Source organism: Paenibacillus eucommiae, assembly GCF_017874215.1.
GTDB lineage: Bacteria > Bacillota > Bacilli > Paenibacillales > NBRC-103111 > Paenibacillus_AI > Paenibacillus_AI eucommiae.
The window spans coordinates 20,237-45,051 of the sequence record NZ_JAGGLB010000018.1 but is presented as its reverse complement, the minus strand read 5'-3'; the positions used below and the strand labels follow the sequence as shown (position 1 = coordinate 45,051).

General features: G+C 47.0%; 24 protein-coding genes. 13 read left to right on the top strand and 11 right to left on the bottom strand.

Annotated elements, in window-relative coordinates; translation table 11 throughout:
• Nucleotides 1–3: 3 nt before the first annotated feature.
• The 3 genes from J2Z66_RS23670 to J2Z66_RS42895 all read left to right on the top strand — a co-directional run bounded on the left by J2Z66_RS23670 (nt 4) and on the right by J2Z66_RS42895 (nt 5,005).
• Nucleotides 4–4,224 (top strand): DUF4838 domain-containing protein, encoded by a 4,221-nt coding sequence (locus J2Z66_RS23670; RefSeq protein ID WP_209975038.1) that lies wholly within the window; start codon nt 4–6, stop codon nt 4,222–4,224.
• Between the two features lie 362 nt (nt 4,225–4,586).
• The gene (locus tag J2Z66_RS23665) at nt 4,587–4,835 is read left to right on the top strand and encodes a hypothetical protein (protein WP_209975036.1); all 249 of its coding nucleotides are present in this window, start codon (nt 4,587–4,589) and stop codon (nt 4,833–4,835) included.
• A complete protein-coding gene (locus tag J2Z66_RS42895) occupies nt 4,832–5,005 on the top strand; it encodes a hypothetical protein (RefSeq protein ID WP_245375787.1) in 174 nt (57 codons plus the stop codon). The genes J2Z66_RS23665 and J2Z66_RS42895 overlap by 4 nt, the downstream gene beginning before the upstream one ends.
• Nucleotides 5,006–5,617: 612 nt before the next feature.
• Here J2Z66_RS42895 and J2Z66_RS23655 read toward each other — a convergent pair.
• The 4 genes from J2Z66_RS23655 to J2Z66_RS23640 form a co-directional block, all read right to left on the bottom strand.
• Nucleotides 5,618–6,388 carry an anti-sigma factor gene (locus tag J2Z66_RS23655; RefSeq protein ID WP_209975034.1) on the bottom strand — a complete coding sequence of 257 codons (771 nt, stop codon included), beginning with the start codon at nt 6,386–6,388 and terminating at the stop codon, nt 5,618–5,620.
• Nucleotides 6,385–6,957 (bottom strand): RNA polymerase sigma factor, encoded by a 573-nt coding sequence (locus tag J2Z66_RS23650; protein ID WP_209975032.1) that lies wholly within the window; start codon nt 6,955–6,957, stop codon nt 6,385–6,387. Before J2Z66_RS23650 ends, J2Z66_RS23655 begins: the two co-directional genes overlap by 4 nt.
• An 86-nt stretch (nt 6,958–7,043) precedes the next feature.
• A complete protein-coding gene (locus tag J2Z66_RS23645) occupies nt 7,044–7,829 on the bottom strand; it encodes a cupredoxin domain-containing protein (RefSeq protein WP_209975030.1) in 786 nt (261 codons plus the stop codon).
• Between the two features lie 14 nt (nt 7,830–7,843).
• Nucleotides 7,844–9,478 carry a plastocyanin/azurin family copper-binding protein gene (locus J2Z66_RS23640; RefSeq protein ID WP_209975028.1) on the bottom strand — a complete coding sequence of 545 codons (1,635 nt, stop codon included), beginning with the start codon at nt 9,476–9,478 and terminating at the stop codon, nt 7,844–7,846.
• A gap of 167 nt (nt 9,479–9,645) precedes the next feature.
• Here J2Z66_RS23640 and J2Z66_RS23635 point away from each other — a divergent pair, with 167 nt between their 5' ends.
• From J2Z66_RS23635 to J2Z66_RS23615, 5 genes are all read left to right on the top strand, one after another.
• Nucleotides 9,646–10,308 (top strand): DUF6483 family protein, encoded by a 663-nt coding sequence (locus J2Z66_RS23635; RefSeq protein ID WP_209975026.1) that lies wholly within the window; start codon nt 9,646–9,648, stop codon nt 10,306–10,308.
• Between the two features lie 85 nt (nt 10,309–10,393).
• A complete protein-coding gene (locus J2Z66_RS23630; RefSeq protein ID WP_209975024.1) occupies nt 10,394–11,128 on the top strand; it encodes a class I SAM-dependent methyltransferase in 735 nt (244 codons plus the stop codon).
• Nucleotides 11,129–11,139: 11 nt separating this feature from the next.
• Complete coding sequence (locus J2Z66_RS23625) at nt 11,140–12,114, top strand: MBL fold metallo-hydrolase (RefSeq protein ID WP_209975022.1); 975 nt, start codon at nt 11,140–11,142, stop codon at nt 12,112–12,114.
• 39 nt (nt 12,115–12,153) lie between these two features.
• Nucleotides 12,154–13,116, top strand: a complete 963-nt coding sequence (locus J2Z66_RS23620) for a phosphatidylglycerophosphatase A family protein (RefSeq protein WP_209975021.1) — start codon at nt 12,154–12,156, stop codon at nt 13,114–13,116.
• A 62-nt stretch (nt 13,117–13,178) separates the two neighbouring features.
• Complete coding sequence (locus tag J2Z66_RS23615) at nt 13,179–13,400, top strand: helix-turn-helix domain-containing protein (RefSeq protein WP_209975019.1); 222 nt, start codon at nt 13,179–13,181, stop codon at nt 13,398–13,400.
• A 446-nt stretch (nt 13,401–13,846) separates the two neighbouring features.
• Here the strand turns inward: J2Z66_RS23615 and nagA are convergent, their stop codons facing one another.
• Genes nagA through J2Z66_RS23600 form a run of 3 tightly spaced genes read right to left on the bottom strand, consistent with a single transcriptional unit; the run spans nt 13,847 to nt 16,604 of the window.
• The gene (gene nagA, locus J2Z66_RS23610) at nt 13,847–15,013 is read right to left on the bottom strand and encodes an N-acetylglucosamine-6-phosphate deacetylase (protein ID WP_209975017.1); all 1,167 of its coding nucleotides are present in this window, start codon (nt 15,011–15,013) and stop codon (nt 13,847–13,849) included.
• Nucleotides 15,010–15,738 carry a glucosamine-6-phosphate deaminase gene (nagB, locus tag J2Z66_RS23605; RefSeq protein ID WP_209975015.1) on the bottom strand — a complete coding sequence of 243 codons (729 nt, stop codon included), beginning with the start codon at nt 15,736–15,738 and terminating at the stop codon, nt 15,010–15,012. Before nagB ends, nagA begins: the two co-directional genes overlap by 4 nt.
• 11 nt (nt 15,739–15,749) lie before the next feature.
• Nucleotides 15,750–16,604: a MurR/RpiR family transcriptional regulator gene (locus J2Z66_RS23600; protein ID WP_209975013.1), complete on the bottom strand. Its 855-nt coding sequence runs from the start codon at nt 16,602–16,604 to the stop codon at nt 15,750–15,752.
• 184 nt (nt 16,605–16,788) lie between these two features.
• On the opposite strand from J2Z66_RS23600, the gene J2Z66_RS23595 reads away from it, so the two are divergent.
• The 5 genes from J2Z66_RS23595 (at nt 16,789) to J2Z66_RS23575 (ending at nt 19,287) form a co-directional block, all read left to right on the top strand.
• A complete protein-coding gene (locus J2Z66_RS23595; RefSeq protein ID WP_209975011.1) occupies nt 16,789–17,475 on the top strand; it encodes an HAD family hydrolase in 687 nt (228 codons plus the stop codon).
• Nucleotides 17,476–17,654: 179 nt separating this feature from the next.
• A complete protein-coding gene (locus J2Z66_RS23590) occupies nt 17,655–17,795 on the top strand; it encodes a hypothetical protein (protein ID WP_209975009.1) in 141 nt (46 codons plus the stop codon).
• 23 nt (nt 17,796–17,818) lie between these two features.
• Nucleotides 17,819–18,031, top strand: coding sequence for a hypothetical protein (locus tag J2Z66_RS23585; RefSeq protein ID WP_209975007.1), 213 nt, complete (start codon nt 17,819–17,821; stop codon nt 18,029–18,031).
• A gap of 42 nt (nt 18,032–18,073) precedes the next feature.
• Complete coding sequence (locus J2Z66_RS23580) at nt 18,074–18,838, top strand: DeoR/GlpR family DNA-binding transcription regulator (protein WP_209975005.1); 765 nt, start codon at nt 18,074–18,076, stop codon at nt 18,836–18,838.
• Between the two features lie 224 nt (nt 18,839–19,062).
• Nucleotides 19,063–19,287 (top strand): spore germination protein, encoded by a 225-nt coding sequence (locus J2Z66_RS23575; protein WP_209975003.1) that lies wholly within the window; start codon nt 19,063–19,065, stop codon nt 19,285–19,287.
• Between the two features lie 716 nt (nt 19,288–20,003).
• Here J2Z66_RS23575 and J2Z66_RS23570 read toward each other — a convergent pair.
• From J2Z66_RS23570 to J2Z66_RS23555, 4 genes are read right to left on the bottom strand one after another with little or no spacing between them, the layout of a single operon-like run.
• Entirely contained in the window at nt 20,004–21,179 is a 1,176-nt protein-coding gene (locus tag J2Z66_RS23570) for a YheC/YheD family endospore coat-associated protein (protein ID WP_245375786.1), read from the bottom strand.
• A 6-nt stretch (nt 21,180–21,185) separates the two neighbouring features.
• Complete coding sequence (locus tag J2Z66_RS23565) at nt 21,186–22,313, bottom strand: YheC/YheD family endospore coat-associated protein (RefSeq protein WP_209975002.1); 1,128 nt, start codon at nt 22,311–22,313, stop codon at nt 21,186–21,188.
• Nucleotides 22,314–23,681: a YheC/YheD family endospore coat-associated protein gene (locus tag J2Z66_RS23560; protein WP_209975000.1), complete on the bottom strand. Its 1,368-nt coding sequence runs from the start codon at nt 23,679–23,681 to the stop codon at nt 22,314–22,316.
• Nucleotides 23,681–24,808, bottom strand: coding sequence for a YheC/YheD family endospore coat-associated protein (locus J2Z66_RS23555; RefSeq protein ID WP_209974998.1), 1,128 nt, complete (start codon nt 24,806–24,808; stop codon nt 23,681–23,683). The genes J2Z66_RS23560 and J2Z66_RS23555 overlap by 1 nt, the downstream gene beginning before the upstream one ends.
• Nucleotides 24,809–24,815 lie beyond the last annotated feature (7 nt).

The following is a 24,815-nucleotide window of genomic DNA, read 5'->3' as shown; positions in this document are numbered from 1 at the left end:
AAGATGTTAACCGTAATGAAACAGCGGACTAAAAAAAGCATGCTTTTCATTCTTATATTTGGATTACTTTTTAGTATGGTTCCTTTTGGCGGATATGATATTGGAAAAACGGCTTATGCAAGTTCTACTTTGATAGATATAGGTGATTCATACGCAAAAAATGAAATTATGAAGCTAGTCGATTCTGGGATGCTTGACGGTTATGACGATGGGACCTTTGCACCGGCTAAATCACTGACACGTGGAGAAATGGCCAAAGTAATTAGTTCTTTACTAAATTTGCAGCCATTTCCAAGTTATGCGAGTCATTTCATTGATGTACCCAAAGACAGCTGGTACCAAGGGTATGTGGGGGCACTTGTGAAAAGTGGCATTACAAGCGGGACTTCCGATACAACATTTTCGCCTGACGATATGGTGAAGCGTGAAGAGCTTGTCACTTTTTTTATCCGTGCTTTTGAATTGGAAAAAGCCGCTCTAGAAGCAAACCTGACTACATCATTTAGCGATGCAGCTGACATTTCGAAATGGGCACTGCCCTATGTTTCATTTGCACAGCGTATTGGTCTTTTGCAAGGGATTGAAAACAATGACGGTACGGTTCGTTTTGCTCCTAAGGCATTTGTAGAGCGTCAGGCGATGGCTAGGATTGCCTATGAATTTCTGGTTAATTCCGACCAGTACTTAAATGTTGCGAAGAAGTTCATGGAGGAGATCCATGGAGAGGGACGTCCTGAAGACAAGAAAGATGACAAGCAAGATAAGAAAGATGACAAGAAAGAAGATAGTAAAGACGACAAATCAATAGGCTCTCCAGCTATCCCATATGTTCCTGGGCCGCCATCGAATACCAAACAAGCTCGCATCATTCATTTTCAAGTTTTATCAACAGGCTCCTCCTCCATAAATTTAGGATTTGATATTCAAAATGTAAGAAAAGCGGTTGTCGAGCAGTCTACAGATAATGGACAAAATTGGACAAAATCCAAGGTTGCAGCTATCCTGCCGGGAGATACGACTGTTCATATTTATGGATTAACCGAGGCAACATCATATTCATTTCGATTAGTAATTACAGGTCTGGATCTTCAAGTGGTTTATTCACAAACGCTTCCTGCTGTAACCATTGAAGATGATAATTTGCCATTGCCTGTTGCCACTGGAAGTGAAGCAAATGCAATAATTGTCATAGAAACAGGGGCAAGCGAAGATATTCGTTATGCAGCTGAGACGTTGGTAGAGTATGTACAGAAGTCAACGGGTGCAGCTTTACCTATTTTAACGGAAGCAGAGTTACAAGGAGATCTAGATCATGCGAATACCTCTACACTTATTTATATAGGGATTGATGATACATTAACACCATCCGAGCGGTCTGATTTACAGGAAATGGATCGTGATGGATTTATGATTGTACCCCGTTACAACAGCATAACGATTCTGGGACCGAGTGTATGGGGAACGTTAAATGGAGTGTATGATTTTATTGAACGGTACATTGGGGTCAGGTGGTTAATGTTTGGTGAGGTGGGAGAAGATGTTCCTCAGCTGGATGCCTTAATGATACCCAAGCAAATTGTGAAAGAAGAGCCGGCTTTTATGTACCGGATCATCAGTCCTTTAGCAGGACGGCCGGTTGTTGATGGAGAACCAAGATTGGGTAATGTTTGGGCACAGAGAAATCGCTTACAAGGACAATATAACGCTCCCATACAATTTAACGAAAATTTATCCAATATATTGCCTTTCGATAAATATGGGAAAGAGCATCCCGAGTTTTATCCGCAGGGCAAACGGCCTGCATCTGACGTTGGTTGGCAGCCGTGCTTTACTGCAGAAGGAATTGTAGATGTGACAGTTGAAGCTGTGCTTGACTATTTTAGAAAAAATCCAACAGCATCTTCTATTTCGCTTGGTGTAAATGATTCTGCCGGTTATTGTGAGGAAAAAGAGGATCATCCTCATTATCCCGGGAAACTGAATTCCATTGGCGTAGTAGATATGTCAGACATTTATTTCGAATGGGCAAATGAAGTGGTTGAAAAAGTATTGCTAGTTTATCCAGATAAATGGTTTGGCCTGCTTGCTTATCAGAATGTGATGGACCCGCCATCCTTCGAAATAAATGCGAGGATTATTCCGTTCGTTACTCAAGACCGAATGTCATGGATGGACGAGAGCATTCGCGATAAGTCACATGCGCAAATGGATGAATGGAGAAATGTGGCTAATCAAGTGGCTTGGTATGATTATGCGTATGGAACCCTCTATGTCATGCCACGGATTTATAATGCCACTATGGCCTCTTATCTTCAATATGGGTATGATCATGAGGTGATTGGCCAGTATACAGAAATGTATCAGAACATAGGTGATGGCCCGAAGGGCTGGGTATCGGCTAAGCTTCAGTGGGATCCTGAGCAGGATGTAGAACTTTTGCTTTCAGAATGGTATGAACGAGCCGTTGGTCCGGAAGCAGCCGCAGATTTAGCCGCATTTTATGATCACTGGGAGCATTTCTGGACCGTTCGCATTCAAGAAGCAGAATGGTTTACCAAGTGGGCTGATCGTTATGAGACGTATTTGGACTTCACCGATGCAAGCTATTTGGATATTGTCACAGAGGAAGATATTTCAAAGAGCAAACAGCTGCTGGCTTCCGTAGTGCAGAAAGCTCAGACCCCTGAGCAAATCGAGAGAGCTAAATTAATACAACGGTTTTTCGAGTATTATGAAGCAGTTGCCATTAGTTATCCTAGAAATATCGGTGAACTAACCGGCGAGGATGAAGTATTAGCGATTCTGGATCAAATTGAGCATACCTTTGACCATCGATTGTACTATGCGGAAAGACGCCATGAGCTGGTTGAGGAATTTAGCCATGATCCTAATTTGCAATTGCCTATTCTGCCTAGATTAGCTGATTGGGATGGATGGAATGCCAATGAGCTTTGGCAGCTTGCTAAGTATTTGAGACAATACGAGCCAGAAGGCGGGGCTGTGACCCAAAGGGTGAATCAGCTCGCACAGACAGATGGCCCCTACTTACGTCAATTCACCTTGCTATTACAGGAAATGCATGTCGGTTTATTTCCGTTAACGAGAAATCCTTCATTTGAAGAAGGTAGTGGAACCGCTCTTCATTGGAGTGGCTGGGAACACAGCTTAAAAAGAGTTGAGAATCCCACATCACCCAATCATTTTAGTTTGCAAGTGGAGGGTGGAAACAACGTTATTCGCGGAGGGGTTCATCAAACATTTAATATTAAACCTGGTCTGTTAACAGCAGAAGTGATTTACTTCGCACCACTAGAAACAGAAAATGGTTCCATCAATATCACCATGAACTTGCAAGACGCAAGTGGTGCGACATTAGATACGATTGTGACAACGCAACCGCAGTTATTCGATTCACGTGGTAAGTGGAGCAAGCTGCAGTACCTTGGCGAAATCCCGGAAGTTATTAATGGAAAAACGGTGGCGCAAGCACAAATGATTATCGTATTTCAAAATTTAAAAGCCAGGGACTTGGTGTATCTAGATGATGTATATGTATATCAGCCTCGAGAAAATTTGATTACTAAGGATAATTTCTGGGAACTGACAGATTATATCCAGCAACATGAGGCCAGCGGCGGTCCGTTATACAATCAAGTGCTGCAGCTAGCAGAGATGTCTGAAGAGTCCGTACAACAGGATTATGCTAAACTCATGCTTGAAATACTTAATGGCAGCTCTTCTTTGACACAAAACAGTTCTTTTGAAACAGAGGGCGATATTGCTCCGTGGTCAGCATGGATCGACCCAAGCAGAGGAGAAACGGCTGTACGAACTACCGAGGTGAAGCATTCAGGAAATGCAAGTCTCAAAGCTAGCGGGATTGATCGAGGTGGTCCCTATCAATTTGTGAATGTAAGTGAAGGCTTATTTGCTGCAAGAGCCTACTATTACCTTCCATCCCAATTCTCATCTAACGGAACTATTAATATATACATTAATTTACTAGATGACGAATCCAACACGTTACAAACGGTTATTTCAACAGTCCAGAATTTAACGCCGGGGGATTGGTATCCGGTCAGGATGCTTGAAGAGATTCCGGATGAAATCAATGGTTCAGCAGTTGTCAAAGCTCAAATGATTGTAACGATTACTGCATTAGGAGAAAACACGGATCTTTATTTAGATGATTTAAACTTTTATCAAATAATTGCTTCTCCATAATTGTGGAGATAAAAAACGTCGAAGAATCTCTAATAATTTAGAGTTCTTCGACGTTTTTAAATTTGAATAAAAAGGTAAACATGTAAATTAATGATAATGGAGTGACTGCATACAGTACAGAGGGTTACTATGGTTTTGAACAGATACACAAAAGCATAATAAAAATACAATCTGTAAGAAAAATCCATAATTGTTTCGGATCCAGTTTATTGATTCCAAATATGCAATTCTTTTCAACTGATTTTGTTTTTCTCATCTTCGTTCAGAATGCCCCATATATTTATTTATCGGTATCCAACCTTACGAAATGAACTCAATTTATGGTAAAATAAAGACATGAATGCACTAGGAGGGATGTAACGATGAAATGGCAGCAAGTCAGAGAATTGTTTCCCGACCAATTTGTATTGCTTTCCATACTCGACTTTACTGAGGAAGAAGATAAAAAAATCGTGACGGAAGTCGCGCCAATTCGGACAATCCCCGCGCAGGATGCTAACCAGGAGTTTTTCAATGCCGGGCCAGGCAGCATTGTTTATCATACTTCCAATGAGGACTGTGTCATCCATTTGCGCAAGGACCCGCTATTGAGAGTGAGGCGCGGTTCATGAAGATGGTTTATGACGGGCAGCTTTTGACCACCACAATCACGCTGTGCTATCGCGGGAAGACGCTACAGCTTTCCGATATTATCATTGATACAGGCTCGTCTCACACTGTTTTTAGTCCAGACGTGTTGGAGGCTATAGGCGTAACGTATGAGAACGGAGACCCTGTTTAACGTATGGCATCGGCGGGACCGTCCCTTTTTACACGAAAGTTATGGACTTTATCCAGATTGATACATTAAGGGCAGAGCATGTGGAAGTGGATGTCGGAATCCTTCCCAAGTCGCACAAGGGACTGCTCGGACTTGATATACTGAAAACGCATGGTTTTATTGTGGACATGGACAAGCTTGAACTCTACGTGTCTCATTCCGCTATCTGATGATTTTCCATACCAATCAAGCTTTGGGTGTTAAGATAAACCCCCTGCGATGTCCTATAGCCTTCGACTTAGTCCTCTTTTGCCACCCCATACCAGGGTTGGTAAAAGAGGGCTCTTCTGTTACATAGGCAGTGGAAGAAATAGGGAGAACGTTTGGAGAGATACACGGACGAGAAGCTGCAGCTAGAAAGTCATTGGGGGAAACAGATTACCTGAAAAATCCCTGGCAGATACTTGCTCTGTCAGGGTGACTTAAGTGCTAACAATAAATCGACAACCATAACCTCCGTGAGTAGATAATTGGTTGTTGTGACGAGGTTGAATTTTTGCTAGAACAACCTGGAAAGTTCAGAGGAAAATCCTTACGGACATCTCATGTCCACTACTGCTTCGAAAGATCCATTTACACAGATCCAAACATTTTCGCGCCGCGGGGCTTATCGCCGCGGTCATCAGGCTCAAGGGTGATGCCAACCGCATCAAAGCTGGGGCTATCCGAAGCGATTGGCATTGCCAGAACGCCGATCCCACGTTCATCAACACGGAAGGTGCCTGCGCTTTTGCGCTCACCGTCATGAAGCAGCCAAACTTGATAGGCCTCAGTATCAGAGGTAGCTGGTGCCCCGAATACGTATACGATAAATTGCTTGCTTTGCCCGTTTTGGATAATACAAGCGACGCCATAAGAACGGGTATCACCGACTGTTTGCGGCTTCAGTGAAACTAACCGTTCGATTTGGGCTGCGGGAGCGTTCAATGCTTGCTCCAATGGGAATGGAACAGCTAATCGATCGCGGTATAGTTGATAATTCCAAACGGATCCTGTGAGGATGACCGCGACTACTGCTGCAATGGAGGCAATCAATTTCCAGCGCTCAATTTTAAAGAATCGTTTGTTTGAGGGCTTTGCAGTAGTGATATCTGTGATATCTGTATCATCTAAAGCCATTACAGCATCCATTACTTGTTGCTTCAAATCGTTTGGCGGTTCAATTCGTTCCATTTGCTCGGGAAGCGCCTCCCATACGATGCGCAGTTCATCGATTTCGGCCTGGCAGTCAGCACATTCGGAAAGATGACGTTCGAAAACAGCTCTTTCTTCATCCGTACATGTTTCGGATACATAATCCAAACATAAATCGCAAATCGTGGTTCGCCTGTTTTCGTCCATCATATTCCTTCTCCTTCTGCCAGAAGATGTCTGCGTAATATTTTCAATGTCTGGTGCAGCCGATTTTTTACTGTTCCGAGCGGCTGGTTGTACAGAGCTGCCAGCTCGCTTAAGCTGTATCCTTGCCAATAAAAATGTTCCAGCAGCATAATTTGTTGTTTGGATAAATGGCGGTAAGCGCTGCGAATCTGTTCCTTTAGCGAATCCCTGACGACGCTATCTTCCGGGGATAACGAGAATTCATCTGGAATACGTTCCAGCTGTTCCTGTTCAAAAGGGACGAAGTCCTTGCTTTCCCGCCGTTCTTTGCGTAACCAGTCAATCGTAATATTGCGGGTAATTGTCAAAAGCCAGCTCGAAAACCGGCCTTTATCGGGATTGAAATCCGATTCGGTTGTCCACAATCGCATAAAAACCGATTGTACGATATCTCTGGCTGCCAGCTCATCTTTTAGCGTCCTCATGGCATATGAATAAGTGAGAGCCGCATATCTGTCATATAAAGTGGCAAGTGCTTTATGCTGCTTGCGTTTGATGAGCAGCATAAGCTCATAGTCGGAAAGATTCGGCATACCGGGTTGCCTCCAGGACAGGCTGAAATAAATTCTATCATACCAAAAAGAGAGGGGAACCGTAAAACGGCTCACCCTTCATTATATCAATTGACCGTCACGACGATCGTTCCTTTCATTGCCGGATGTGGCAAACAGAAGTACGAGAATTCCCCATCCTGTGAGAATGTAACTTCTTGTGACTTGTTTTGAGCGAGCAAGCCAGTATCGAAAGAATCGTCATCTGCAGTTGCGCTATGGCTGACTTTATCCTTATTGATGAATTTTACCCGATCCCCAGCTTTAATTGTAAGCTTCTCAGGAGAAAAAGCGAAGTTAACAATTTCCACTACATGCATTTGGCTTGAGGGCTTAGAAGAAGCTTTATTCTCAGGTGTAGGAGTCACAGGTTTCGCAGGCGCAGGTGTAGATGTAGATGCAGATTTCTTTGTTGGTGCTGGCGTTGGTGTACCATCTGTCTTCTTCGTTGTTTGCGGGCTGTCCGTTTTCTTCGGCGAATGCTCATCTGAATGGCCATTATTTGAAGGTACAACCTTTGGCTTGGCCGAAGCTGTAGGTGATGCTGCCAGCGAAGCTTCAGGAGATGCATTAGGTGATTTTTCAGAAGAAGCTCCAGGAGATGCTTCAGGAGATGCTCCAGTAGACGCTTCGGGCGATACAGCAGGCGTGCCTTGCTCTTTTTCGCTGTCAGTGATAGCTGTTGTACCCTCGGCCCCGTCTGGAGTAACGGTCGCAGCATTCGACTGCTGCTTTGAAGCTGGCTCTTCGCCCGATCCACATGCAGATATAAGAATCAGACTTAACAAGAGGCCCAGGAACAGCAAACCTTTCCTATGATCTTTCCTATGATCTTTTCGATGATCTCTCCGCATGATTCCATCTCCATTCATTTTACGATGATTTTGCCAGTCATAAATTGCTTGTGGGGCTCACAGAAATAATCGTACGTTCCAACTTTATCAAGTGTTATCGTGTAAGACTCTCCTTTGCCAAGGAGTGGGGTAGCAAAAGAGCCGTCCACCGCCACTGCATTATGCTTCATGTCATCGTAATTGGTGAAGATTACTTTGGAACCGGCCTCAACGGTCAATGGCTCCGTACCGAAGGAAAATTCTTTGATGTCAATCTGGTACGTTTTAGCTTGGGAACCTGTCGTTTCAGTAGTCCCAGGTGATCCTGTAGTTCCTGTAGCCTCAGTATTTCCAGTAGTCCCAGTGAATTTTGCTGGATCAATCACAAACCATACTTGGTTGACGTTTTGTCCATTGAGGTTTCCGGGTTTGCTGTCTTTGACGAAATAGTACAAAGGATAACCTTTGTAGGTAGTCTGTTTGCTGCCGTCTGAGCGGGTAATTGAACCTAGATCGGAGCTGGTCACGGTCGAAGGAGTCATGTTTCCGGTCGCCGTATAAGCTGGCCAATTTTCCAGACAAGTTCCCTCGCAAACGCTTTTTTGTTTCGTATCTTTGTCAAAGTAGTACAGGGTGCGGCCATAATCGTCTGTAAAATAATTTCCTAATGCGGTTGACGTACCGATCATTAACGAATAGTCAGCTTTGGCAACGAACCATACGCCACCTACGCCTTCGCCCTCTATATCGCCTGCTGCTGTATCTTTCACAAAGTAATACAAAGGCCAGCCTTTGTAGGTCGATTGCTTCGTGCCGTCGGAACGGGTCAGTACCGAGAAATCGCCGGCATTCAAGCTGCCTGGTATTTGCAAATGCTCTGCATAGAAAATAGGCCAATTGCTTAAACACTTGTCCTGACAGGAATTCGGATCTTCCACATCTTTCGTAAAGAAATATAGAGTCCGTCCGTTCTTATCAGTGAAGATTGTACCGAGTTTGTCATTATTTCTTAACACAATCTGGTCAGCTGGCAACATAGCAGATGCAGAAATTACGCCTTTGGATTGCAGTGCTGCAAAAAGCGTCACGTCACTCGTCGTATGTACACTTAACGACTCAACCAGTGCCGTTGCGATATGGGCATTCGTTAGGGAGGAGTTGCCGGATATTTGCTGTAATCCTTTCATTTCTGCAAAATTCTCAGTATCCGCATAGGAGAAATCATTTTCAGATTGGTACCCTAAGATTTCCAGAAGTACTTTATACAGCTGTTGCGAACTGATTTCTTCGGATGGATTGAATTTGCCGTTACCCGTACCAGTCCAGCCATACTCGGGGTGGTTTTTCAGGTAGGCGAGGATAGCCTGGTTATTTTTGTTGACTTGGCCCGCGTCTGAGAAATTGGCCATACCAGTGTAGGCCTGAGCTTCCTCTAACAGTCCTTGAAGGCGCAGCGAAATAATGGCTGCTTGCATCCTTGTGGATTTCTTAGAGAGATACGTGGCGTTAACGCCTCCTCCATCACCGAGCAGCAAGCCAAGATTGGCGGCAGTTTCCGCATCGGTTTGGACTGCAGCATCATGGCCTTGAGCCGAAGCGCCGAAGGCAGGCAGGAATCCTGCACCTAAAACTATAACCAATAATGCGACTATAAATCTTTTTACTATCATAACAAAACAACCTCCCAGGATAATAGTTTACTTAGGAGATAACGAACGATATGCGGAAACGGTTTGATAGAATGAGCAATTGATAGCAATAGACATTATTTTGAGTTTGGTTTACAGCGTGGTATGCTGGAAAAGAAATCAAAGAATCGGAAAAGGAGGCAGGCAGGATGTTTCAAAGGGATTATTTTATGAGACAAATTGGACAATTAACGCTGGCGCTGCATCGGGTGTTATTTCATAAGGAGCATAAGCAGTTTGAAGAGGCTCAGCGGCTTGTGGATGAAGCGGCAAGGCATATTCTTGGGCTTAACATGAAATCCTTGAGGGCTTTGTCCATTAAAGATATTTTGAATTTGCTTACATATAATGAAGTAACCGATACGGCAAAAGCCGTCGTTCTGGCTGACCTGCTTAAGGAAGAGGGCGAGCTTTATGCTGCAGCCGGGGAAACGGAGGAGGCTTACGACTCCCGGGTAAAGGCGCTTGAACTGATGCTGACGCTGAATATTGATTATCGTGAGGACAATCCGGTATTAAAGGAAGAGCTTCAGCCACGTTTGGAGGAGCTGCTCGGGTCGCTTGGCAAGCAGGATCTTCCGACTAGGGTGAAGCAGCAGCTGCTCGTATTTTATGAGGAGAAGGGGGCTTTTGCAAAGGTCGAGGACGTTTTTTTTCATTTATTGGAGGACGAGCCGGAGCGGGCAGCTACAAGGAAGCAGGCTGTATCTTTTTATGAACGGCTGCTGGAAAAGGATGAGCTGTCGCTAAAGCGGGGGAACTTCAGCCGGGCTGAGGCTAATGAGGGCTTGAAGCTGCTGCGGCAGGACTAGTTAAACAGCGCAGCATGTATTTTACGGTGGTATATGTCATAATGGAGCTAGGGAATAATTATATAATGTTTTATGGGGTGTAAGAATGACAGCGTGGTATCAGGAAAGCTTCGGCAGCGATTATTTAATTGTTTACAGGCATAGAGATTTTCAAGGAGCCTCACATGAAGTGAAGAAAATGACAGATTGGCTGCATCTCGGAGCGGGTGCGGAAGTGCTCGATTTGTGCTGCGGGATGGGAAGGCATTCACTTGCGCTGTCAGAGCTCGGTTATCAGGTAACGGGTGTCGATCTTTCTGATGTGCTGCTGGCTGAAGCGAAAAGAATGGATACTACCGGTCAAGTTGAATGGCTGCGCGGTGATATGCGTGAGGTTCCACTGGTTAAATCATTCGAAGCGGTCCTGAATTTATTTACTTCTTTTGGGTATTTTGAGGATGATACGGAGAATGGCCGGGTGCTTCACGAGGTACATAGGTTACTAAAGCCGGAGGGGAAATTTATTATTGATTTTTTGAATCCGGATTATGTAAAAGCTAATTTGGTTTCTGAGTCGGAACGGTCGGTAGACGGCTCGAACATTCAAGAAGTAAGACATATAGAAGATGGCTTTGTCCGCAAAAGAATTACTATTTCGGAGAGCGGATCTGCGGATCGAAGCTATTTGGAGCAGGTAAAGCTGTATGATCGGGCTTCCTTCGAAAAGATGCTGACCCAGGCTAATCTGCAGCTGGACCAGGTTTATGGAGGCTATGACGGACAAGCTTATGATCCGGAGCATTCGACGCGCATGATATTTGTAGGACATAGGAAAGGATGAGCATAACAACGATGAAACATATAACGGCTCATTCGAATACAATTACTCAAGTCAAGGTGCCGCTGCCTTTTCCGCTCAGATGGGTTAACAGCTATCTGGTGCAGGGCAGCGCAGGCTACACGCTGATAGATCCGGGCCTCCACACGGCGGAGGCCGAGGAGCTGTGGCACTCCGCGCTCAAGGAGTGCGGCGTCGCCTTTGAGCACATCGAGCAGATTGTGCTCACGCACCACCATCCCGATCACTACGGGATGGCGGGCTGGTTCCAGGAGCGCACTGGAGCGCCGGTTCTCCTCTCGGAGACCGGCCTGCTGCAGACGCAGCTCCTGTGGGGCGGGGAGCAGCCGATGACGGCGCTGCTCCTGGATCTGTTCGCCCGGCATGGCATGGATGCCGCCGGGCTGGCGACGATGGCGAAGCATATGGATGGCTTCGTCGCGTTTGTTTCCCCGCAGCCGCAGGTTACGCTGCTGCGGGAAGGGCCAGTGCGCCTCGGGGACCGGGCGTATGCAGCGATCGAGACCCCTGGCCATGCCGCGGGTCATCTCTGCTTCTACGACGCCGAGGCGGAGACGATCTTTTGCGGCGACCATGTGCTGCCGCAAATATCGCCGAACGTCAGCTTCCTCCCGCAGGTGGAAGCTAATCCGCTCGGCGCGTACCTGAGCAGCCTGCAGGACATCAGCAGGCTGCCGGTCAAGCTGGCATACCCGGGGCACCGGGAGCCATGGACCGCTTTCGGCGCTCGTGCGGCCGAATTGATCCAGCACCATGAGGAGCGCCTCGGCATCATGGAAAATCAGCTTAAGGCGAAGCCGCTGACCGCCTATGAGGTGTGTCTTGCTACCTTCGGGGAAAGACTTTCGACGCATCAGATGCGTTTTGCCCTGTCGGAGACGATTGCACATCTTGTCCTGCTTGAAGTGGAAGGCCGAATCCGGCAAACAGACCAGGATGCGGAAATTATTCGCTACTTGGCCACATAAACTTGTTCTAATGACCCGACAGAGAGTGGAGGATTATATATGAAAACATTTCTGCAGGAGAAGGCCTTGGTTTTGAATGAAATGAGAGAAGAAGTGTTCCGCAGTTATCCACAGGCTGATATCGAAAATGCGATCATTCGTCTATTGGTAGAAGTGAAGGGCATCAAGAAAATTCCCAAAGAGCTTATTACGAATACATTGCTGGGTGTCCTGAGCAAAACGGAAACTTATAATGTAATGTCAACACTGCTTGAGCTGGAGAAAAAAATAAAGACCGACCACGAGCTGCACGCCAGCATGAAGGACCCGGCCTACAATGTGCACCGCACCATCGCGATGTCCATCTGTGGTATTTATGGAAGTGGAGCAAGCTCGCTGTTCGGTTTTGTGGATTGCAAATTCCGCTTCTTTTTTCCAACCAAGCACCCCAAATCCTTTGTTTCAAAAGGCATTTGCGCTATCGTAGCATCCGCCGCGAGTGTGGTTATTTCTGAAAATGTGAAGGAAGACTATACAGAGCTTAATCTAAAGCTGCTTGCTTCCCGAGGCGTGGAATTGGACGATCTGGTTGATATTGTCGATGGGCTCCAGCGGCCCTATTCCCCAGATATGGAACGCTCTGTATGTGTAACACATACATTGGCGGTTCTGCGCAAGCAGCAAACCTACCACGCCATCCAGCTTGCCATCAAAATTGACGAAGGTGTAGAGAAAGAGGAGTTCAGCAAGCAATACAACCACATCGTTGGTTTGGATGAAGGGCTTTTCGGAGTCGATGAATCGATTGCTACAGCTATCTCGCTGATGTATGGAACTATTGCCCTGACCAACTTCGGTTATCTGGACAAAGCCAAGCTTGGCATTATTAAAGATCTGGACAGCGATCATTCCGAAGGGAAATGCAATACCTTTATCGATGACATTGTTTGCGGCATTGTTTCAGCGGCCTGCGGCCGGCTTGCGCACAATAATATTTCTACTTATAACAAGCCTTTAGAGTAGGGGGTAATTGTTGTATTCTCTCTTCCGTGGTAAGATGAGAACAGTAGAAAGGATGAGAAAAAATGCAAGTGTTTGAAGATTGGAATCAAAAGGTAAAAAAGACATTTAACTCCACCAGCAATGAAGAGGTTCTGACGATTACTGAAGCGGGTAAATTATTAGGCTTGTCCAAGGATGCGATGAAAGCTTATGTGGACAAACATAAATTGACCAAGGTACCGATCATGAGAAGCTCTTTCAGATATCTTTTGTTAAAGAAAGAAATTGACGATTTGTTGAAATAAGTTTATTTGTCTGAATGAGCTTATACGTCTTGATGTTGGTCGAGATCAAAAATCCTTAATGCGGTTGCCCTGAGCAGATCGCTTTGAGGATTTTTTCTTGCATTTGTATCAAAAAAAGTGCTGAAAAGAAGTAAAAGTAGAAAGGTTCTAAAAGTTACGGACATGAGATCCGCTATTTTACCATTTATCTCTTTTTCTCGGGAGCTTGCGGACATACGTTCCGCTATTTGCCTTAAATTCATGATTTTAGCACGTTTTAAGCCTCAATAAAGGCTTTGATGTCCGTAAGCACCGCAAAAACCTTTGAATTTCTAAAATAGCGGATCTGAGGTCCGCAATGGTTTATACTTTCCAGGCACCCTGAAAAATTTATAAAAATGTCGAAAAAAAGACGCCGAGATGGCGTCTTATTGCTATTATTTGAGATCATCTACCGCATCAGAACACTAATGTGCATGGATTTCGCGGCCGTGGATCCACGTGCGCTGAATGTCCAGCTCTGGGCTGAGCAGCAGCAGGTCGGCTTGCTTGCCAGCAGCTATGGAGCCTGTCCGCTGTTCAAGGCCTAGTGCTTTCGCCGGATTGCCACTGGCGTAACGGCTGGCTTCGGCAACGCTGACGCCAACCTCACGCACCATGTAGCGGAGCGCGTCAATCATGGTCAGCGTGCTTCCGGCGAGGCTGTCGCCTTCCTTCAGGCGGGCAACGCCGTCCTGAACGATGACGCCCAGCCCGCCAAGCGAATATTCGCCGTCGCCTAGTCCCGCGGCAGACATGGCGTCTGTAATCAGCAGCAGGTTCTGCTGCTGCTTTACTTGCGTGATCAGCCGGATGGCTGCCGGATGCACGTGATGTCCGTCGGCGATGACTTCGGCGGCGATGCGCGGGTCGGTGAGTACGGCACCGACAGTGCCTGGCTTGCGATGGTGAAGCCCCGTCATCGCATTGAAGGTATGCACCGCCTGCCTTAGCCCTGCGTCAGCCGCTGCAATCATTTCTTCATAGCTGGAGTCGGTGTGACCGCATGCAGCCACAATACCGCGCTCATGCAGCCAGGTGATGAGCTCCAGAGCCCCCTCACGTTCAGGGGCCAGTGTTAATTGACGCACAATCCCCGGATAACGTGCGTGCCAATCTTCCAGCCAGCTAAGCTGAGGCAGCTGGATGAAATCCGGGTTTTGCGCACCCGGCCACTTTGGAGATATGAATGGCCCTTCCAGATGTACGCCCAGTAGCTGCGCGTAAGGCATTGGAGCTTGCATAAAGCGGCTTACCTCAGCAAGCACGTTGTCCAACGCGTCCTGAGGAGCTGTTACCGTTGTGGCCAGCATTGCGGTTGTGCCATGTGCAGCATGGTAGCGGGTAATGGTAAGTAGTGTTTCCGGATCCGATTCCATAAAGTCTGCGCCATAACCGCCATGCACGTGAACATCAATAAAGCCAGGCAGCAGCCACCCGCCCGCGGCATCGATAATCGTAACATCAGCATCAGGAACAGCGTTCTGTTCCTCTACGCTTACGATAAGGCCATCCTTGATACGTACATTTGCTTGTTCCAATACGGCTTCAGCAGTGACTACTTTGGCATTGACAATTAATAAATCGTTATTCATTTAAAATACCTCCCGGCAGCGGCATCAAGAAGCACGACGAGATGAGGGTGCGTCTGCAGCAAGGTTGCCGGAATTTCGGTTTGTATCGGTCCAGTGAGTGCGCGGTGTACGATTTCTGCTTTGTCCTCACCGCGGACAACGAGCAGAATGCTCTTGGCTTTGAGAATAGTACCTACGCCCATAGTTAATGCATGGGTGGGAACCTCGTCGATCGATGCGAAGAAACGGGCATTTGCCTCGCGGGTTTCCTGCTTCAACTCCACCAGATGCGTCCCGCTCACCAGGCTGTGGTCGGGTTCATTAAAGCCGATATGTCCATTGTGTCCAAGTCCGAGTATTTGCAGGTCGATTTGCTTGGCTTTTTCCAGTTCCTTATTATACCGTTTGCACTCTTCAATCAAATCTGGCGCGTTACCATCGGGAATATGAATTTGCCCGGCAGGAATATCAATATGGTCAAAAAGATGCTGCTTCATATAAGCATGATAGCTTTCCACATGATCCTCCGGCAGTCCGACATATTCGTCGAGGTTGAAGGTAGTGGATTTTTTAAAGCTGACACGCCCTTTTTTATAAGCTTTCACAAGCTCTTCATATATGCCTACAGGCGTTCCCCCGGTTGCCAATCCCAATACGGCTCCTGGCTGCATTTGCACAAGTCCGGTAATAATTCCGGCCCCGGCTTCATTTAATTCCTGTTCATTTTCAAAAGTATGGATGTTCATAGACGGATCGCTCACTTTCTCTTACTGCGGTATTTTTGAACCATTTGATACGATTTCTCTAATTTGGGGACGAGCTTGTGGAAATCCTCGCTGACAAGACTTGCGAAAATAATATCAATAACATGAAGCTGTGCGATCCGCGAGGCCATATCGCCGCGGCGCATCCCCTCCTCCAGTGTGGAAGTGAAGAGTGTTATATCGGATAAATCAGACAGCTGATTGGAGCCGTATTTGGTCAGGCTGATTGTTGTGGCTCCTTGTTCTTTGGCACATTGCAGCGCATGGATCGTTTCATTCGTTTCTCCGGAGTAAGAGATTGCAAAGGCTACATCTCCCGGGCCCAGATTGGAAGCTGATGTAAGCTGCATATGCGGGTCGGAGAAGGCGGTTGAGCGCTTGCCGATACGAATCAGCTTCTGATAAAAATCTTGAGCCACAATGCCAGAGGTTGCGATGCCATAAAGATCAATATGCCTTGCTTGACGCAAGGCCAGAAGAGCAAGGCTCAACTGTTTGCGGTCAATCAAACGTGTAGTGTCCGAGATAGAACGGAGATGATTGACTTCTATTGCAGCAATAATTTTATCGAGCGGGTTGCCTGCTACGATATCCTGATACGACTGTTCGCTTGGCTGGACAGCCAGCTCGGCTGCCAGCTTCATTTTAAAATCAGTATAGCCTTGAAAGTGAAAAGTTTTGCAAAAGCGTGATATCGTGGCGGGGCTCGTTTGTGAAAGGTCTGCCAATTCCTTGATGCCATAACCAACAACCTGCTGGGCATGCTCAACAATGAAAGCGGCCAGCACTTGCTCCTGGCGATTCAAGTCTGCTATATTTTGCTCAATTGCTCGTAAAATACCTGACATAAATCCCCTCGATTCAAGAAAATATTTATCGGCATTATGTTAAATATTAAGAAAAAGATTTTCATTATTAGTTTAGCTCATTTACTGTGGAACGGCAAGAGCGGGATTGGCCTGCATTGACATCTTCAGCTAACTTTGCGATGCTTGTCTGAGGTTGAGAATACAAACGTGAGGAGCCTGGAGAATGGACATAACTAGAGAGAAGCCAGAAGCTATGCTGTTTGATCTGGACGGTACTTTATTCCGTTCGGAGACTTTACTGCTGCCCGCTTTTCATGCGGCATTCGATCAATTAAAGCAGGAAGGACTTTATGCGGGGGAGAGACCGCCGGATTCGCGCATTTTGGGTGCTCTCGGAATGCTGCTTGAGCACATTTGGGAACGGGTTTTGCCTGATGCTTCTATGGAAGCCCGTGAACGTATGAATATATTGCTGCTTGAGCTGCAAGTACAAGGCTTGGAGGAAGGGAACGTTGATTTCTACGAAGGGGTGGCAGCAACGCTTAAAGAGCTTCATGCCCAAGGAATCAGGCTTTTCGTGGCCAGCAATGGCCTGGAGGGTTATGTTCGGAATGTGATTGCCATCGGCGGTCTCGAGGGGTTATTCGAGGGACTGTATAGTGCAGGAGAATTTCAAACCAAATCAAAGGTCGACTTGGTGAAGCTGCTGCTGGATACTTACGGAATTAAATCGGCTTGGATGGTTGGAGACCGCTCGTCCGATGTAGAAGCCGGAATAAAGAACGGATTGACTGTCGTTGGTTGTGATTATGCAGGCTTCCGCAGCGAAGGAGAGCTGGAGGGCTCGGATATTTGTATAAAAAGCTTTGCAGAGCTGTTGAATCATTTACCTGCTGAACTAGACGCTTAGCTTAAACTTAACCAAAACCATAATGCCAAAGCCGCCAACTTGCCTTTCTTTGGCTTACGCAGCTTTTCTGATATACATACAAATACAGAATGCTCTTTTTTTGCGGATATATCACAAAAGCCTGGAAGTAAAAGCGTGAATTTCATACAAGGCCCGGCTCCGGCAAAGAGCTAGCGTTTTTGCCGGAGCAAGAAGCGGCGGTCAAAGGGTTTGCAGCTTATTTCCGTCTGGCCTGTGAAGTCCGCGCTTTTTTTGAAATTTTGCCTTTCGGATTACGGCTGGATATCCCACAAGTTTCATTTGTTTCTGTACAAGTGTAAATATGCTGAGGTATGGGGACACAATGATGTCTGTTGATGATTTCAATGGGATGAATGACCTGGACGATTTGGGGATGAAAATGATCCCTGATAACTTGAATCGGCGGATCTACAACGGTCTCTGTCGGACATTGTGGGCAAAATGGATTTTCGGACATATGATCAACTCCTTCTGGGGATATACACTACCATATGGTGAATCAGGACAATATGCCTGTTCTATAGCCTTTAAATGAAAGAAATCGCAGGACACTAGTCAGGAAGAAAAGAGGGGTAGCATGCTGCTAGCCGAGCGATTGCAAAAAATTGTTCAGCTTGTCAACGATCGTGGAAGCATCCGGGTGACGGAGCTGAGCGAGCTGTGCGAGGTAACCGAGGAAACGATCAGGAGAGACCTCGATAAGCTGGAGGTTGAAGGGAAGCTTCTGCGCAGCCACGGAGGTGCGATTAGCGTGAAGGAATCCCAGCCTGAGGTTCCGTTTCGTGAACGGGAAACGACGAATGCGGAACAAAAGCGCCGAATCGCCAGGGAAGCGATCAAGCATATTGAGCCTAACGACCGAATCATCCTGGACGCCAGCTCAACAGCCTGGTATATGGCACAGATTTTACCGGATATTCAGCTGACTGTCGTTACGAATTCGATTAAAGTTTCTTTGGAGCTTAGCTCAAAAGAACAAATCCAAGTGATCTCTACCGGAGGTCTGCTAACACCCCGCTCACTTTCCTTTATAGGCCCCCTTGCAGAACGCTCGCTCGATCAATACCATGTGGAAAAGGCTTTTATTTCCGGTAAAGGACTGCATTTGCAGCGGGGAGTCAGTGAGTCGAACGAATGGCAGGCATTGATTAAGCAAAAAATGATTGCCATTGCAGATGAAGTATATGTATTGGCTGATTTCAGCAAATTCGGACAGCAGTCGTTTGCTTATGTTTCCGGGTGGGATCAAATCCAGCATGTAATAACGGATGAAAAAGCGGACAAAGAGGCTGTTGAACAGCTCAGGGAGCGTTCCGTTGATGTCATTCAGCTGCAAGGGTGAAGGCAAATGAAGGCGAATGAAGGCGAATGAAGGGAAATGAAGGGAAATGAAGGGAAATGAAGGCAAATGAAGGCAAATGAAGGCAAATGAAGGCAAATGAAGGCAAATGAAGGAAAATAAAGTAAATTCATTAATTCTTTTGTCATTCTTTATTCGTACAGACTCCTAGGCGGGAATTGGGCATACACTATAGCAGACTGAATGATAAGGATGCTGATGCAATTATGCCTTCTTTCGTAGGGGTGTTTAAAGTCGTAAGTAACCAAGGGAATTTCGTAAATGGAGACACGCTGGTCGTCTCCCCTACGAGCGCTGATAAAAGCTATTCAGGCGCAGGCGGTGGTATTGTTGGCGATTTTTCGGTTTCGAACTCTCTATTTAGCGCCACGATCACCAATGATCCGGACGTTATTGATGCAGGGGCAAATAAAGTCGCGACAGGCACCTGATCTTATGTTGTAGCGCATAATGATTTCCTTGGGAGGGATGACATTCTTTTGTCATCTCTTTTTGACGTGCCCAGCATCCGCCTCGAATTCCTCCCACATAAGTGTAGAGAAGCACAAAAAAGACCTGGCGTAGGGTCTAAGCCAAGCTTTGTAACGGTATTATGAAAGTTTAAGGTTTCTATCGCCACTATCCCTTTCCCTCAGGGAAAGCAACTTCTGTTAGCCGCCCGCCGCCCGCCCGCCGCCCGCCCGCCGCCGAAATGAGTGTGTACTCCACTTAACGATGTTTTTCATCGTTAAAGCAAGGGAGTGGAGAGGGACTGATGCTTTTAACGATGAAAAACATCATTAAAAGCATAGTTCCTCCTCAGCTGCCGCGGGCTCTTCATCTCCAGCGACTGAGCTCGCCAGGAAATCTCCTCTAAACAAAAGAAAAACGCTTGCTGGCAGTCCGTTTGAGTTTGGTGTTGGTGCGATTGTAGCTGAGAAGAGGGGATGGCTGTGGGTGGAGGAGCGATAGCGTCCGCATTTAAAGATAGGTTCCTACCGCTTAAGTCTAATCAGGGAACCTATCTTTAAATGCGGCTGGAGCCCAGAGCCATTGCCTCCCCACGTACTGGCGTCACGAACACGCTCATCAAAGGACGCCGCAAGGCGTTTGTTAATAAAAAAAAGGGAAGTCTCAGGGCCTCCCTTTCCCTTATTGAACGCGGCACTTATTTCTCGGCCTCGCTGTTTTCTCCATCTTTGTTTTCCGCTGCAGCCTTGCTTTCCAGGTCTTTGCTTTCGCTGTCTTTATCGGAATGGTTCCGCTGCTTCATCATCCACAGCGCATATTCCAGCGGGCGTTTGATCGCTTTGCGGTAGGTCTCCTTTTCGCCGATCCGGTGGAATACTTCCCTAGATGGCTTGGGATTTACTTCAAGCAGCCAGACGTTTCCTTTGGGGTCAACGGCAATGTCAATGCCGAGCTCACAAAGCTTGCCGAATTTAGTTTCCAGAAACGGAGCCAGCTCGTGAGCGAATCTGTAGATTTCATTTTTTATTTGCTCGATCTTTGACCTGCTCTGGAATCGCGAGTAGAGCAGCTTTTCCATGGGTATGGCACTACCCCCTCCGTGCAGATTAGAGGTTATGCTTTTGTAAGGTCCAATCCTTCCGGCACAACCGGTTACCTCCCATTTTCCTTTCCCGTTCTTTTGGATAAGCAGCCGGTAATCGTGGACGCGCCCATCCTTGAGAGTTAGAGAAATACCTTGCTGCACTACATAATCCGCACTCAGGTTAAGGCTGTGGAGCTTGGTTGAAAGCTGTTTCTCGGAGGCGCGCAGTGGGGAGATAATGGTACGCTGCTGGTTGCGTCCTTGGATCAGATAGCGGTCAGCGTCTGTTTGTTCTATGCGTAAAATGCCTCTGCCGCCAGTTCCGTTTTTTGGCTTGACGTAGATTAGCTTATGCTTTTTCAGAAAACGAATTAATTCCTGGGGGCCGCTGTAGCGCACAGTAGCCGGTAAATGGCTGGAAATGGCTGCACTCTCGGAGAGCACCTGATGCATCGTCCATTTGTTGGCGAGCGGCTTGCTCAAATATGTCAGCCGGGAAAATTTATTGCGAAAGGCTTTCAGCAGCCGGAAGGTAGCTGGACCGTGATAACGGCATCTGTCATAAATAACTGGAGGAAAAGTGGTGCGTTTGCGCACCCATTTTCCTGTTTCTGAATCATACCTCAAAGTACGGATCGTTTCTTTATTATCCACATCAGTGGGGGTGAACACCTCAATTTGAAGGCCAAGCTTTTTTCCTTCAGCAGTAAGCTTTTTATAATAAGGCAGCTCCTCGAGTCGAGCTCCGCTCATGTAAACGGCGAGTATGCCAAGTCGTGCATAGCTCAAACGAATTCACCCTCTTTTGACTTTTCTGGATAAATACATGCTGTATCCGACAATGCGCTTCAACGATTTTTGACGAATCTCGGGTTCGTCAAATTTCATTGGCTTGGAGTTGGCCTCGAAGAACCAGATCCGGCCGGAGGTGTCCACACCCAGATCCATTGACATTTCCCCAAGCTCAGAGCCAGATGATTTCTCGATTTGTTTAGCCAGAAGCAGCGCGGCTTGCTTGGTCCGCTTGAGAATAATATCAGCCTGCTGCTGCCCGAAGGCATGGGTCAGCAGCTTGCGCGGGTTGTCGATGGAGCCCCCCCGGGGCACGTGAGTGGTAATGCTCAGCCTTCCGGCGACCCGGGCGCCTATGCCTGTAACGCTCCAACGTCCTTTTGACGTCTTTTGGATGAGCGCACGCAAATCATACACTCTATTTTTATAGCTGGTAAGGGTAATGCCCTGCTGCATAATATATTCCTTTGAGCCTCTTCGTTCTATGATTTCCTGCCATAGGCTGTCGATGCTGCTATGGGTTTTGTACTCCATTGTTACGTTCTCTTGAACACACAGCCTGAATTCAGGCTGTTTGTTTTTGCTCATTCTCCGCTCCAGCCGCATGATCCCTCTACCGGCTTTGCCTTTGACGGGCTTGAGGTAGACGACGGAATGGTCACGAAGCAAGCGTTCCAGCTCCTGGGAGGAGGATAATTGCTGGGTTGCCGGAATATATTTCCTGGTAAGTGCGGATTTGCTCAGCCATTCAAAGAGAGACCACTTATTGAAAAAGGCCGGATTGAAGAGAGTCACCTGATTACTGCGAATACAGGCCTGGATCGTTTGTTGAACTTCTGGCTGCATTTCCATTTTACGATAAGGCACCCTGTTGTAAATCACATGGGGAACAGGAAGAAGGGAGCGTACCCAGGTTTTCTTTTCCGTGTTGTATCGATATCCAGGCACTTTACTCCCTGTTAGCTTGAGATCGGATGCGGCAATCACGTAGATTTCAGCGCCAAGCTCCTTACCTGTCTTTAAAATATCTGCAAAGTTACTGCGGTCTCCACGGAAAATTCGCGATTTATCCTGAACCGTCAATATAGCAATGGTGGGTTTTTGCGCTGCTTCATTACTTTGAATATCCACTCAAGCTTCCCTCCTCTTACGAAAGCGGCTTAAATAAAGGCAGTGCTCATACACATAGGCAAGGGATGCTTTATCCTGGTCTTTGAGCGAAGGATGCTTGAAAATCGACCGTCCAGGCTTAGCGTTTGCTTCAAACATCCATATCTTCTCATTTTGATCAATTCCGATATCAAAGCCCAGCTCACCGAGCAGATGGTGATAATTATTTTCAATTCCTTCCGCCAGCTTGATGGCTGTTTCCTTGGCATTTTGCAGAATTTGTTCGGCCCGGGCTCCGTAGATTTGTCTGAGCACCTGCTCCGATGTCATCAATTGCCCCCCTGTACGAAGATGGGTCGTAACGCTGCCCTTTCCTGCTTTCTTTGCTCCGATAGCCGCGACTACCCACTGATTAGCGCCATTCTTCGTCATATGGAAGCGGAAATCAATGGGACAGCTGTCGATCTCTATCAGACGGATCCCTTGCTGGGCAACGTAATTTTGCAGCCTTCCGCGGCCGGTACCGAGCATATTCATCAGGCTGGCGAATTTGGCATAGCGGATGAGCACATTTTTGTTGCCTTTACGATACCTGGCGAAATAACCACGGTTGGCATTATAAGTAATCCGAAAGATTCCGATGCCGAGACTTCCGGCAGTTGGTTTTAAATAAATGAATTTGTGTTTATCCAGCATTTCACGGATTTGATCGGCAGAAGGGTTGATGCGTGATTCGGGTACAAATTTAAAGGCATCATCGCCTTCGAGCAGGTTGTAAACATCCCATTTATCAAAAAAGCTCCAATTGAACAAAGGGATGCCCTTGCGCCCAAACCGCTCCTTAAAGCCTTCCATACCTGAGGATCTCTCAGCTATACGGCTGGATAAGCGATTATAGACGACGTCGGGCAATGGCACTGTCTTGCGGACCCAGCCTCCCCCTGGACTCAGAAACACACCTCTTACCGTTTCCTGCTGCCAATTGACATCCCTTGGACTGAAGGCGAAATGGAATGATTTATCGGCACCTGTTTGCATCACTTGGCGAATAAATCCGGTTTTTGGGCCAAAGGGAGATGTGGGGCTGTCAGTCATATTGGTTAGTATGCCGATCATGGGTCCCAGCCGGATTTCCTTGGCGCTGCTGCTTGTGGCCAAGGTGCTTCCGATACGCGGAAGATGCAGTTTACCGATCATCGAAAGCGGGATATATAAATGCTGTCCTGCTTTGCGGATCAAGCGAAGTGGAGCGGTTATGGACTTGCTGCCTGCCTTGAGTGTAATCGTTTTGCTGCCGGTTAACCTCAAAGCTTTGACCAGATCATTGCTCACATAGACTGATCGATCCGCTCTTTGTACGGTATGAATGGTGCAGGTAGTCAAACTCATTAGGTTACCCTCCTAAACTTGTGAAGCAAATATTCAGCATAGTGCAGAGGACTTTCAATGGCTATTTGATGCGCTTGTTCGTTGACCATTCGGGTGAAAATGGATCTTCCCGGCTTGGAATTGACCTCCAGAATCCATATGCGGCCGCTGCGGTCAATCCCAAGGTCAATTCCAAGCTCAGCCAGACGTCCATGCCCTGCCTCAAGGACCGGGGGGATTCGGGTGGAAAGCTCATTAAGCGACTCCAGGAGCTCTTCTGCCTTGGCAGCCCCGAATTCCCGGGTCAAGAAGGGCATTACTTCCAAGGCCGTCCCGCCACCGTGCAAATTGGAAGTGATGCTTCCGGTCTGCCCGCAGCGCACACCCATTCCGGTTGTCTGCCACTCTCCACGTCCGTTCTTCTGAACCATGGAGCGGATATCATAGGCGGTATTTGCTGCTGTGTGGAGCGTCAGATAAGACTGGAGTAAATAGGAACGATTGCCTACAAAACCTCTGAGCCAATGTCTTAGTAATAAATCTGACAGGAACTTCTTCTCAAAGGGACGATTGCGGCTGTCGCGCCCTTTTACCTGAACAACGTCCTCACCCTGCAGTTTTTTTAAATAAAGCACCCCTTTGCCCTGACTGCCTCCCCGGGGTTTTAAAAAGAGTTCTCCTTTTTCCCCGAGCCAATCAAGCACATCCTTTGTACGGCTGAGAAGCGTGGTTTCCGGAAGAAACGGATGGAAGTAGCTATCCTGCCGGAGCAGCTGCAGAACCTCCCACTTGCCTTCAAGCCCGTGTCCTAAGAAGCGGACAGCCGGTAGAGTGCGAAGCTTGCGAACTTGTATGCGGTAATTCAAATAAGCGGCTTTAGTCGAAAAAAAACAACGATCATAAATCAATTCAGGCAGCGGATAGTACTTTCTCTGCCACTTTTTCTCTTTAGCGTTGTAGGTATTGCCGATAATTTCTTGACGATTCCAATCAATCCGGTTTGGAGAAAAGACAAAAACCTCAATCCGTGTCTTCAAACCAAGCTCGCAAAGGCGCTGGTAGGAAGACGAATTTGCAAAAGGAGGCTCTTGCGGGCGTTCTGTAACCATAATTCCGAGTAGCGGCATAGGCATGTCGTGCTGCTTCATGCGTTCA